General features: G+C 59.0%; 15 protein-coding genes and 1 pseudogene. 7 read left to right on the top strand and 9 right to left on the bottom strand.

Features of this window, described 5'->3' with window-relative positions; all coding sequences use genetic code 11:
* Positions 1-341 (bottom strand): hypothetical protein (locus WB528_RS02615; protein ID WP_423886866.1); only part of this gene is annotated, 341 nt, incomplete at its 3' end.
* 326 nt (positions 342-667) lie between these two features.
* Here WB528_RS02615 and WB528_RS02610 point away from each other — a divergent pair.
* A complete protein-coding gene (locus tag WB528_RS02610; protein WP_423886865.1) occupies positions 668-1,045 on the top strand; it encodes a hypothetical protein in 378 nt (125 codons plus the stop codon).
* Positions 1,046-1,250: 205 nt separating this feature from the next.
* Here the strand turns inward: WB528_RS02610 and WB528_RS02605 are convergent, their stop codons facing one another.
* Complete coding sequence (locus WB528_RS02605) at positions 1,251-1,733, bottom strand: hypothetical protein (RefSeq protein WP_423886864.1); 483 nt, start codon at positions 1,731-1,733, stop codon at positions 1,251-1,253.
* A gap of 159 nt (positions 1,734-1,892) precedes the next feature.
* On the opposite strand from WB528_RS02605, the gene WB528_RS02600 reads away from it, so the two are divergent.
* The gene (locus WB528_RS02600; RefSeq protein WP_423886863.1) at positions 1,893-2,489 is read left to right on the top strand and encodes a hypothetical protein; all 597 of its coding nucleotides are present in this window, start codon (positions 1,893-1,895) and stop codon (positions 2,487-2,489) included.
* Positions 2,490-2,599: 110 nt separating this feature from the next.
* Here WB528_RS02600 and WB528_RS02595 read toward each other — a convergent pair whose 3' ends face one another.
* Entirely contained in the window at positions 2,600-2,764 is a 165-nt protein-coding gene (locus tag WB528_RS02595) for a DUF3309 family protein (RefSeq protein ID WP_423886870.1), read from the bottom strand.
* A 181-nt stretch (positions 2,765-2,945) separates the two neighbouring features.
* Between WB528_RS02595 and WB528_RS02590 the strand changes: the two genes are divergently transcribed.
* Together WB528_RS02590 and WB528_RS02585 are read left to right on the top strand one after the other, a co-directional pair.
* On the top strand, positions 2,946-3,263 hold the full coding sequence (locus tag WB528_RS02590) for an ATP-binding protein (protein WP_423886862.1): 318 nt from the start codon (positions 2,946-2,948) through the stop codon (positions 3,261-3,263).
* Positions 3,253-3,396 (top strand): limonene-1,2-epoxide hydrolase family protein, encoded by a 144-nt coding sequence (locus WB528_RS02585; protein ID WP_423886869.1) that lies wholly within the window; start codon positions 3,253-3,255, stop codon positions 3,394-3,396. The genes WB528_RS02590 and WB528_RS02585 overlap by 11 nt, the downstream gene beginning before the upstream one ends.
* A gap of 214 nt (positions 3,397-3,610) precedes the next feature.
* On the opposite strand, the gene WB528_RS02580 is transcribed toward WB528_RS02585, so the two are convergent.
* Positions 3,611-5,563 carry an ABC transporter ATP-binding protein/permease gene (locus WB528_RS02580; protein ID WP_423886861.1) on the bottom strand — a complete coding sequence of 651 codons (1,953 nt, stop codon included), beginning with the start codon at positions 5,561-5,563 and terminating at the stop codon, positions 3,611-3,613.
* A gap of 208 nt (positions 5,564-5,771) precedes the next feature.
* Between WB528_RS02580 and WB528_RS02575 the strand changes: the two are divergent.
* Positions 5,772-5,876, top strand: a pseudogene (locus WB528_RS02575) (DUF3309 family protein); the annotation flags it as partial.
* 161 nt (positions 5,877-6,037) lie between these two features.
* Positions 6,038-6,430, top strand: coding sequence for a cupin domain-containing protein (locus WB528_RS02570; protein WP_025574560.1), 393 nt, complete (start codon positions 6,038-6,040; stop codon positions 6,428-6,430).
* Positions 6,431-6,843: 413 nt separating this feature from the next.
* On the opposite strand, the gene WB528_RS02565 is transcribed toward WB528_RS02570, so the two are convergent.
* The 3 genes from WB528_RS02565 to WB528_RS02555 form a co-directional block, all read right to left on the bottom strand.
* Positions 6,844-7,044 carry a CsbD family protein gene (locus WB528_RS02565; protein ID WP_423886860.1) on the bottom strand — a complete coding sequence of 67 codons (201 nt, stop codon included), beginning with the start codon at positions 7,042-7,044 and terminating at the stop codon, positions 6,844-6,846.
* Positions 7,045-7,276: 232 nt separating this feature from the next.
* A complete protein-coding gene (locus tag WB528_RS02560) occupies positions 7,277-7,636 on the bottom strand; it encodes a hypothetical protein (protein WP_423886859.1) in 360 nt (119 codons plus the stop codon).
* 228 nt (positions 7,637-7,864) lie between these two features.
* Positions 7,865-8,107, bottom strand: coding sequence for a hypothetical protein (locus WB528_RS02555; protein WP_423886858.1), 243 nt, complete (start codon positions 8,105-8,107; stop codon positions 7,865-7,867).
* 241 nt (positions 8,108-8,348) lie between these two features.
* Between WB528_RS02555 and WB528_RS02550 the strand changes: the two genes are divergently transcribed.
* A complete protein-coding gene (locus WB528_RS02550; protein ID WP_423886857.1) occupies positions 8,349-8,696 on the top strand; it encodes a septal ring lytic transglycosylase RlpA family protein in 348 nt (115 codons plus the stop codon).
* A 451-nt stretch (positions 8,697-9,147) separates the two neighbouring features.
* Here WB528_RS02550 and WB528_RS02545 read toward each other — a convergent pair whose 3' ends face one another.
* Together WB528_RS02545 and WB528_RS02540 are read right to left on the bottom strand one after the other, a co-directional pair.
* Positions 9,148-9,909, bottom strand: coding sequence for an HAD family hydrolase (locus WB528_RS02545; protein ID WP_423886868.1), 762 nt, complete (start codon positions 9,907-9,909; stop codon positions 9,148-9,150).
* Entirely contained in the window at positions 9,897-10,490 is a 594-nt protein-coding gene (locus WB528_RS02540) for a universal stress protein (protein ID WP_423886867.1), read from the bottom strand. Before WB528_RS02540 ends, WB528_RS02545 begins: the two co-directional genes overlap by 13 nt.
* Positions 10,491-10,501: the final 11 nt, after the last annotated feature.

Here is a 10,501-nt window from a genome sequence, read left to right as displayed (position 1 = left end):
GCTTCCTTGAGGCGGTGACGTTCAGTGTCCCCTGAATGAGTCCAGGTGTATGACGAAACCCTGTGGATGTGAGGTACCGCCTTGCCCAGCACGTTCGGCCGCCAAACCTCCCGAGCACGTGCCTTTTCAAGAAGCCGGTGACGCGGGGCGTCGCACTCCACCCCGATCGCATAGAGTCCCGTCCGGGGATCGGTGACCGCGAAATCCAGGCTAAATGCTCCGCCGTCGCGCGCCTTTGCTGGCGCCCATCCTTGCGCTTCCATGGAGTTTTCGACGGATTTCGTAAAGCCGTCGTCTTCGTGATTACCGAGATCGTGTTCCGCGCTTTTCTCCGTGACCATCCGGTCGAGCAGGGACCTACCGGAATCGCCAGTGCCTTCGGATACGGTCCGGCCATATTCGAGATAAACCTAAAGGTAGTCCCGCGGAACACGCGGGCCGCGACGCGTGGTCAATAGGTCGGATATCTCCGAAATCGAAGAGCGACGAGCCGATGCGAGACATGGGCGGTAAAGGAACCCCAGTGAGAGCGGCCGTGCTACCAACGTGGCGAGCCGCCGCAGGTCCCGAGCGATGCCGGCAAGAACAATCCATCCTGGGGGCCGATCGAACCGCGCAGTCGAAGCCGACTACGTCTCAGGATCCACTCAAGCGTGCGAGCCGCACCTTGGTTGATCTGCATCAACGACGACCGCTTGTCCGTGAAATCTTGCAATCGCGCACCAAAAGGCGGGCACGAGCAAAGGAGAATAATGATGAGGAAAAATATGTTGTTGGCCAGTGTTGCTATAATTGGCATGGGCTTTTTTATTCCACACGCAAAGGCACAGGCGCACCGCAATCAATAGAGATAGCCAAAGTCGATCTGCAGACGGTGGCGGCCGGCTATCGCGCGTCCAAGGTCATCGTCAGCAGCGTCCTCAACGACGCGAGTGAAACGATCGGGAAGATTGATGACCTCCTTGTGACGCGAGATGGCAAGGAGCCCTATGCCGTTCTATCCATCGGTAGCTTCTTGGGTATTGGAACTCACACATGGTGGTAGTTACGATAGCCTGAAGTTCGCTGACAAAAAGATTGTATTGCCAGGTGGGTCAAGGACGGACTCAAGATGCTGCCTGAGTTCGAATACTCTAAGGAGTGACCCATTCCTGGTGTCGTACGCGATGCGCGCGCGTTAGAGTTCGATGACGTGCGGGACCCGTGAATTCGCGGTCGAAACGCCACCTGTGCCGCGGCCCAACGCCTGATTATGAAGGCCCGTGAGTCGGTGTCTGATCCTCGTCTTGGTGGGAGTTTACATATGAGGTTGCCATTGTGAGCAGGTGAACGGCAGCCGTGCCCAATTGCTGCATACGCCGGTCCTCGATATAAACCCCCGCCGCTCGGTGGTAGGCTATGGCTACGGTCGCATAGGCATCGGTAAGGAACGCGGCATTGCCATTGTCCTCTTTGCGACCAATCCGCTCCAAAACGACTTTCATGGCCGCAGAGGACGTAGCTGTGGCGATCTCCGCATCTTCTTGTTCGTGGGTTGGTTGATCTACACCCGCCTCAGCTTGGCACTTGTGGACTGCACCTTCTACGGCCCGGTAGAAGTGCGGCTTCCGACTTTCATCTGCCTTCAGATAGCTTTGTAAAAAGCGGCGGACCCTGGCCTCGAGGTACTTGCGATCGCGTCTAATAAGTTCGCTCTGAAGCCGAGTGCGCTTAGATTTCAACCACCCGAACACTGTGCCGACTCCAGGAGTTTTGCCGACCCGAATGAGCCGATCGGGGTCTAACCAATGTTGATCGTAATGGCGGATCTAACTGTTGATCTTAATCAAAGATCAAGAGCGGCTTTGAGCCTCTAAGTAATGTTTTATTGAAGCAAGACTCTGGAGGATCCAATGCGGAAATTACTATGCGTCGGCGCGGCTGCAATGGCGCTCGCAATGAGTTCGAATAGCGGTAATGCCATGTCGATCAACATGGGCGCCGCGCTAAAACCCGCGCTCGATGCCACCGACATGATACAGAAAACCGCCGTCTTCATTGTCGAAGGCTACCGCTATTGCTTCTATTTCAATGGCTGGCACGGGCCCGGCTGGTATCGCTGCGGCTTTGCCTGGCGGCGCAACCTCGGCTGGGGCGGCGAATATGGCTGGCAGAGCTGGACCTACGGACCGGCCGAGCAGCGTTACGGCCGCGGCGGCGCGACGGTTCGCGGAACGCACGAAGGTCCGGGCAAGAACGTCGAGGGCGGCACCGCCATTCGTCGCAGCCCGCCTGTAGCAGGATCGAAAGGCGGCGCGGAAATCAAAGATAGCGGGCAGATGCAGAAAAACGCGGTGCCTGCCGCCAGTAGGCGGATGCAGAAAAGCCCCGGCGGCAACCAGGGTGGCGGCGAAGGCCGCGGTCAGGTTGGTGGTCAGGGCGGCGGCCAGGGTGGCGGCCAAGGCGGTGGTCAGGGCGGCGGCCAAGGCGGTGGTGGCGACAAGCGATAGCGCCCGCTCCATCCGTTACCATCTACAAGAAAGAGGCCGCCGATGCGGCCTCTTTTTTCGCGCCTTCTTCAGCTTCTCTGCAAAGGAAGCGCCAGGCGGCGTGCACCAATTCAAAGTTTCCCAAGCAACAGCAGAATCACGAGAATGACGATGATCAGGCCGAGGCCTCCTCCGCCATAATACCCGGTGCCATAAAATGGCCCGCCACCTATTCCACTAAAACCACCGAGCAAAGCTATTACAAGAATAATCAGTATGATTGTCCCAATCGACATTCTAGCCTCCGTGCGTTTGTCGTTCAGTCCTAATTTCGAATTCCAGATACCCGCATTGCGAATATGAAGAAGAATTTCGAAATGCGCGTCGGATGAACGCCCGGAGCAGGTCCTCGTTGAAAGCATCGAAATCAATCTTCCGGCCGCGACCGCGATTCCGCTCGGCTTCATCGTCAGTGAGTTGATCGCCAACGCGGCAAAATACGGCAACGGGCGGATCGCCATCGGCCTGCAGCCCGATGCGACCTACGGCTATGCGCTTTCAGTGTCGAATGACGGTCCGCCTCTGCCGGAAGAGTTCGACCCTGCCGCCAGCAAGGGACTAGGGATGAAAATCATTCAATCGTTCGCAAGGCAAATCGGCGGCGAGTTGCGGATCGGCCGCGGTGATGACGGCCGGGGCGCGCGATTTAGCGTGCTGTTTTCCGGAACGGCCGCGGGTGCCGTTCCATTAAACCCAGGAACAACCGCAACCTCAGCATCAAGTCATTCACATTAAGGGAAGGGACCTTCGCGCAAACCGCGTCACGGCTAGCTGCGGCGTGTTCGACTTGGCGCCGGCCAAGATCAGCATCTGGCGCGACTACTTCGATCTGGCAACGTACACACGCGTGTTCGTCGCAACGAAATAGCCCTCACGCACCCCGAACCTTTCCTTAGCTCGTGTTCGATTGTGCGCGGCTTGCCTCACCATGATGTTCACGCCGGCGGCCGGAGATGAAATTGCGGCACCGTCGAAGGTAAAGGTGGCACCAAAATATGGGGCCATGGCGCTCAGTACTTATGAGTAAGGCGGACGTTGCCTAAACATGAACTGATGCTCCAGCGCGGGAAGCCGGACTCGCATCAAGATCGGATGGTCAGTAACCAGTCGTTGAGCCGTTGCAGCCAGCGCCGCGGCGGAGGTGGCGCAGGGGGTGGCTTGAGCTTGAGGCGGTCGCCGCCATCCCCATGAACTAGCTGAAGCGTCCGGGTATGGTAGGCGGCAAGATCAGGACGGTGACCAATGCTCAACACGGTCGTATTCTTCAGTTGGCCGTCGAAGAGGCTCATGACGCGGCGCTGGCTGTCTTCGTCGAGCGCGGCTGTCGCTTCGTCGAGAAAGACCCAGCCAGGTTTGTGCAGCAGGAGGCGCGCGAAGGCGAGGCGCTCCTGCTCACCGAGCGAAAGCTCATTGTCCCAGCGCTCCACCTGGTCGAGCTTGGTTATGAAATTGCCGAGATCGCAGCGCTCGAGGGCATGTCGTACATCCGCATCCGAGAAAGCGTCGGGCGGGCTCGGATAGCTCAGGGCGTTTCGTAGCGTCCCCAGCGGCAAATAGGGGCGCTGCGGCAGGAACGCCATGACCTCGGGTGGAGGCGTGAGAATTGTCCCGGAACCCCACGGCCAGAGGCCCGCGACGGCGCGAAACAGTGTCGATTTTCCTCTTCCGGTGTCGCCGACAATCAGCACGCGCTCGCCCGGGCTGATGCTGACCGTCGCGTCCTCGATAACGATATGTCCGTCCGGCAAGAGGATGCGCACGCCCTCGAAAGCAAGATGGCCCTCCGGATGTAGCTCGCGTTTGATTTCCTCCGCGCCCTCTTCGACCGCAGGAAGATTGTCGAGCGCTTCGCGAAAGCGCGCGACCCGATGGACCGCTGCACGCCAGTCGGCGAGCCGTGAAAAATTATCGACGAACCATCGCAACGCCAGTTGTACTTGGGTGAACGCGCCCGCCACCATGATCAGGCCGCCCAGCGTCAGGTTGCCGCCGAAATAGGCCGGTGCGGCCACCAGTATTGGAACGACGAGCGACAGCCAGCCAATGCCCGATGTGATCCAAGTCAGGTGAGCGAGCGAAGAGGATATCCGTCGCATCGTATCCACGACAGCCGCGAGCGCGGCCTCGAGATGCCGTCGTTCGTCCTTCTCCCCGCCATGCAGTGCGATGCTCTCGCCGGATTCGTTGACCCGAACGAGCGCGAAGCGGAATTCCGCCTCACGCGCATATCGTTCGCCATTCAGGGCAATCAGCGGCCGCCCCACGATCCAGGTCAGAGCGGACCCGGTCAAGGCATAAGCGAGCGCACACCAGACCATGTAACCGGGAATGGCGATGTCGTAGCCTGCGATCTGAAACGTGACTTGCGCCGATAGAGTCCAAAGCATGCCGACGAAAGCGACGAGCTGAAGCAAGGAATAGACCATGCCGCAGCCGAGGTCGGCGGTGTAGTCGCCCAAAAGGCGCGTATCCTCCTGGATGCGCTGGTCCGGATTGTGACCGTACACTCCGGCGAAGGTCAGTTGATAGACGCGCAAAGGCTTGAGCCACTCGACCAGGAGATGACGGGTGATCCATTCGCGCAATCGAAACTTCAGGCGCTCCTGGAGAAAGGTGTTTGCGACCGTGAGCGCCAGCAAAACGGCCATGATGACAATAAACGTGCGGAGATCATGGACGAAGCCCGACAGGTCCTTGCGGCCCACAGCATCGAAGAACTGGCCGTTCCACTCGTTAAGCCGAACCTGGCCGAACATATTGGCAATGGTGACGACAGTCGAGGCAACGAAGATCGCCATCACCCATCGCCCGCCTTCGGCCTGCCGAAGCACGCGCGCGAACAAGCTCAGGTCCCGGGCAAGATTGAAACCGTGTGTCGGCGCCGTTTTGATGAGCGCATCCGCGAGAGGGGGCCTGTCCATCACGCCCGGCATCATCGGTATTAGAGGATGTGCGGCCTGCGGGATCCCGGGGGTTTCCTTCACCGGGGGGTGTGCGGCCTGAGGAGCAAAGGTCGATCCGCCTTCCAGCTTCATTCGCCTGCTTCCACCCCCGCTTCGGCCGTTAGATCATCGGATAAGCCAGCAGGTCTGGTTGATCCGAGCCTTGATTTACCGCAAACGAATAGCCGTCGCGGCATCGTAGTTAGTGCTGCCACGGCCTTGATTCGGGAAGAAGTCCGCGCCACGCCCATCGCTGCGCTATGCATGACTGCAAAGCAGATTGATTGACCCGTGGCATGTCGGAAGTAACGGCGGCCCTTTTCACGGTACCGGCTATTACGGGGGCGGCGGTCTCGGCCGCGTGATTGTTGTTCTGTTGATCTTGCTTTTGCTGGGCAAGCTTTGATCAATCGAAAATCGCTAGAAGGTATCGCCGTGGTGGACTGTGAGGGCTGATGGGTCCGCTGGAAAGACTAGGATTTCATAGGTTTGGCTTTGACTTCGCTTCTGCCCGGTTGAACAGCAAACACGACAACACCGTCATTTAAGCTCATGAGGAGATCCGTGATGAAGGGCTTTGTGCAAAATATCGAAGCGCTGGCGACAAAGAACGCGAATTTCAGGCGCGTGCTCTATACCGCGAAAAACTGTCAGCTTGTCGTCATGTCGTTACATCCTGCTGAAGAGATCGGGATGGAGGTTCACAAGCTTGACCAGTTTTTCCGCGTAGAAGAAGGATCTGGGGAGGCTATCCTCGACGGCGTCCGCAGTCCGATCAGCGCCGGCTTCGCTGTCCTCGTTCCTGCTGGCACCAAGCACAACATCGTCAATACGAGTGCGGCCCCGCTCAAGCTTTACACGCTCTATGCTCCGCCAAACCACCGTGACGGCGTCGTTCATCGCACGCGTGCGGATGCCGAGAAGGACAACGAGCATTTCGACGGTAAGACGACGGAATAGGGGAAGTCTCCAACATGGCAGGTGCGACGTGCAGGTCAACAGTCAGGCCATGCCCGTGAGCAAATTCCGCAAGCCTCGCAAGAGCTCGCGCAATTTCGGCTGAGAGCGACAAATGTGGGAACGCGAGTCTCGGCCGATGCAGCTTCTCGGGCTTGCACTGATAGGGGTCTTTATTACCGGGAGAAATTCGGCAGGCGAGAGGATCCCCAAAGGGCGCGCAGTGCTTCGTCCTGGCGAATGGCGTTTGAAATCACTCAATCCGTTTCGGTCGGCCCTAGCGCCGAACAGGAGATGAGGAGGCCAATCTGAAACCTGCACAGCATCCCGACGCCAAGGCGTTTCTTCCCGCCTCGGTCTTGCTGCAGCGGCTGCACGACGAGGCGCCGACAAGAGCCCCAGCCTCGGTTAAAGACCTACCTGAGGGTAGAAAACCAACTATCAATGTCCTTGCGAACCTGATCCTTCGCAAAGCCATATCGCTGTTGGAGCCGACCTTCTAGCTGATCGCGTTGGCCATTGATCGCGGTGAGATCGTCGTCAGTAAGCTTGCCCCATTTTTCCTTCACTTTGCCTTGGAACTCTTTCCAGTTTCCTTCAACTCTGTTCCAGTCCATGGTGTATCTCCATATTTCAGATTAACACGACGCCGGCGACGGTTTTCATTGCCGGGTCATTTTGATGCGGCTGAACAGATCACAACTACGCGGCGGCCGCATCGTCGCGGTCGGCTGAACTGCAGAGCGAGCGATCTTGATTCCGAGCGACCGCACTCTAGAGTTCATTGCAAGTGCGTTGAGTGCGATCGGTCTGTGACAGAGATTGCCACGCCCAAACAACGTCAATCTGTCAATACGGGTAGTAATAGCCGCGGCGATAGGGGGCGCCGTAGTAGCCTTCCCCGTAATAGCCAGGCCCGTAATAGCCAGGCCCGTAGGCCCCATAGGCGGCGGCTCCAGCCGCAGCACCCAAGATGCCAAGGCCGATTGCGGCCCCTGCGGCCCCCGGACCGCCGCCGTAATAGCCGCGTCCACGATAGTGGCGATGGCCGCGATAGCGGACGTCTATCACCCCAGACGACGAAGCTGCTTGTTTCAAAAGAGTCATGTCCGACGAGACTGGAGCAGCCCCCGAAGGGAGCACCGCGCCGAGCATCACCGCACCGAAGACCGCGACGGCAGCCGCGCGTTTCATTGTCTGCTGATTCATGGCCGTATCCTATCGTTCTTGGAGACCTAAAGCGGCAATCTCTCGCGTGCCGCTGCCCTTCTGGTGGTTGCCACTATCGTGAACTACAATCACCTGGAGGTTGACAGAAAATCTCAGAGAACCTCAACCCGAGGGCTCTCTTCAAGGCGGTTATGGCGCGACGGGTCAGTTGTTTCGGCGTTCTGGGCGAACCAATAGACCCCCGCTTGTACCCGCGCCGTCACTTGGTTACTTGCAAGTTTTGTCAGCCTTCAAAGCCGCCTCTGCTGATGCCTTTGTCGAGTGAGCAGCACCGACAACCTTCATGCTGCCACCAGCAACAGGCTGGGTCTCGACGATTTCACATTTCATGGTCGCGGTATCCTGGGCCAAGTAAAACGACGGCGCCTGGCCGGTTGTCTTGGGCGTTTGCGCGAATGAGGGTGCAGAGAATGCGACGATAGCGACCGTCGCCAGGAGAATTTTCTTCATGGTGTTCACCAATTGTTTGTGCGTCCAACGTCGGACTAGCAACCAATCGGGTCAGCGGGCAAACGTTCCCGCCCTGCCGCGCGAAATAAAGTCGCGCAAATTGATCTGCATCAAAGACAAATCCAATCGTCGAGAGGTCCCTAGTAATAGATCGTTCTAAAGAACTTGAACTGCGAACGTTCAGAGAAGGTGAACGGGCAGCAGTTATTTTAAGGACTTCGCGGCGGGCCTAAGGAATAGCGTGAGCAAGGCCGGAAAAGTTTTCGTTGCCAATTTTTTCTTACTAGCCGGGATAGCGGCGTCCGCGCCCGTTCTCGGCGAGACTGGGCGCGCCGCATATTATCGCGGCGGTCGGACCGCCAGTGGCGAGGTATCAAGCCCAAATGCTTATACAGCCGCTCATCGAACGTTGCCATTCGGCACAAAGGTCATGGTGACGAATATGAGCAACGGGCGTTCGGTAACCGTGCGGATAAACGATCGCGGCCCATATGGTCGAGGGCGCATTATCGATGTCAGCACTGCGGCAGCACGCGAACTTGGTATGATTGGCAGCGGGACGGCAAGAGTGCGGGTAGATCGACAGTAAAAAACGGTGGCGGAGTTCCGCTTGCCGCAGTCTTGAGAAAGCGAATGCGGGAACGTGAGCTTGATTGAGTCGTAGTGGTCACACACTAACGGAGGAACGTCTCATGCGTGTGTCCTCGCCACAATCTTACTTGCCTCGTCGAGCCTCTCACCCTCCATCGCCCAACAGGAAGAAAAAGCTCCCGTTGCAGCTCTGCAGGCCGGAGCTCCCGCTCAGCCTGACCAAAACTCCCAGAAGTCGCGGGATCAACGAACCGACCGCGACCACCCGAAGGCCGACGACCGTGAGATAGGTCGCGGCCAGGGCAAGTCGACGACCGCGCACTGCGGGTTCGATGCAACTCGACACGATGGCGGCGGTGGGCAAAAGCAATATGCTTGATCAATTCTGATGTGGCGCTGGCGTCGCGATTTCTGGCTACAAAATAGGTGACGCCAAATATTAGATGCCTCTAGGGCTGGGTCACAGTACCTTCGAACTGGACTTCGCCAAGATCGGCTACGACGGCGTCTGCTCCATGCTCGATCAGCTCCGGCGCGCGGGCTGTGGATCCGACCCCGATGACCAGGCCGAAATCGCCGGCGCGGGCCGCTTCGACCCCCGCTACGGCATCCTCGAAGACTGCCATACGTGGAGGCAGCGCGTTGAGACGGCGTGCAGCCTCCAAGAACATGTCGGGAGCTGGCTTTCCAGGAAGACCCAGTCGATCCAGGTCGATGCCATCGACTCGTGCATCGAACAGCGCTGTGAGACCGGCTGCGTGCAGAATTTCCGCGCAATGGCGGCTCGATGAGGCGATGCCGATGCGCATGCCGCGTCTGCGGGTCTCGCGGAGTAGGGGTTCGGCGGAAGCGGACACGTGTACTCCTTCGTGTCTCAGTAGCTCGGCAAAATAGCGATCTTTGCGGCGCGCGAGTCCGTGGGCGGTTTCCCGGTCTGCCTGGTCCTCCGGTGCCTCTGCGGGGACGGTGATACCTCGCGCCGCGAGAAAGCTCTGCACACCTGCGACGCGGGGTTTGCCGTCGACATAGCGGCGATAATCATTCTCTGGATCGAAGGGCACAAATGCCCCGTCCGTCTCGGTCGCTCGCCGGGCCAGAAACTCGTCGAATAGCTGTTTCCACGCCCGGGCATGGATCGATGCCGTTTGCGTGATCACGCCATCCAGATCGAAGATGAGCGCATCGAAACGCCTCACATCTATGATGACCATGGCCAATATCGTCGATCCCTGTCACGATCCACGCGGAGCACGATCATAGGACAGCCGGTGTCGCAGATCACGCGTTGCATTGTCCGGGCGCGACCGGGTTCCAGCGCGCCGCGCCAGCCCAGAACGATGAGGTCGCTCTGCCGCGCGAAGTCGACAATGGCTGCGCCGGCCTCTCCTTGGGCGACTGCGAGACGCATCTCAGTCCCGTCCCTTGCACCCCCGACCGCGCACACTCGCGCGACAAATTCCCGCGCCCATGCCGGCCACTCATGCTGGGGCTGATCGATATAGCGCGGGGAGACCAACGTCCCGGGCTCAGTTGGCGTCTCAGCTCCCGGCGTCGCAACGTGCAGCACGACGAGCTCCGCGGCAGCCTTTAATGCGAGGTCCGCCGCAGGACCTATCGTCGCAGCGCTCGTCGGGGTACCGTCATGCGGGACGAGCAGCCGATGCAGCACCCATCGCTTGCGTCCGCGAGCCGAAGGGACGAGGACCACAGGGCAGGGCGCTGCGCGGAGAACCGCTGCCGCCACACTGCCAAGCGCACGCCACCGGAGATCCGTCCGAATCTGGGGGCACATCACAATCATAG

Origin of the sequence: Bradyrhizobium sp., from assembly GCF_049586575.1 — a bacterium.
Lineage (GTDB): Bacteria > Pseudomonadota > Alphaproteobacteria > Rhizobiales > Xanthobacteraceae > Bradyrhizobium.
Note: the sequence above shows the minus strand (reverse complement) of the source record. Positions and strands in the feature narration are given on the sequence as shown.

What these genes read in the sequence shown, in the direction of transcription:
- WB528_RS02580 (WP_423886861.1), bottom strand. Translation starts at nt 5,563, where the DNA reads ATGAAGCTGGAAGGCGGATCGACCTTTGCTCCTCAGGCCGCACACCCC.
- WB528_RS02595 (WP_423886870.1), bottom strand. Translation starts at nt 2,764, where the DNA reads ATGTCGATTGGGACAATCATACTGATTATTCTTGTAATAGCTTTGCTC.
- WB528_RS02545 (WP_423886868.1), bottom strand. Translation starts at nt 9,909, where the DNA reads ATGGTCATCATAGATGTGAGGCGTTTCGATGCGCTCATCTTCGATCTG.
- WB528_RS02555 (WP_423886858.1), bottom strand. Translation starts at nt 8,107, where the DNA reads ATGAAGAAAATTCTCCTGGCGACGGTCGCTATCGTCGCATTCTCTGCA.
- WB528_RS02600 (WP_423886863.1), top strand. Translation starts at nt 1,893, where the DNA reads ATGCGGAAATTACTATGCGTCGGCGCGGCTGCAATGGCGCTCGCAATG.
- WB528_RS02560 (WP_423886859.1), bottom strand. Translation starts at nt 7,636, where the DNA reads ATGAATCAGCAGACAATGAAACGCGCGGCTGCCGTCGCGGTCTTCGGT.
- WB528_RS02565 (WP_423886860.1), bottom strand. Translation starts at nt 7,044, where the DNA reads ATGGACTGGAACAGAGTTGAAGGAAACTGGAAAGAGTTCCAAGGCAAA.
- WB528_RS02540 (WP_423886867.1), bottom strand. Translation starts at nt 10,490, where the DNA reads ATGTGCCCCCAGATTCGGACGGATCTCCGGTGGCGTGCGCTTGGCAGT.
- WB528_RS02570 (WP_025574560.1), top strand. Translation starts at nt 6,038, where the DNA reads ATGAAGGGCTTTGTGCAAAATATCGAAGCGCTGGCGACAAAGAACGCG.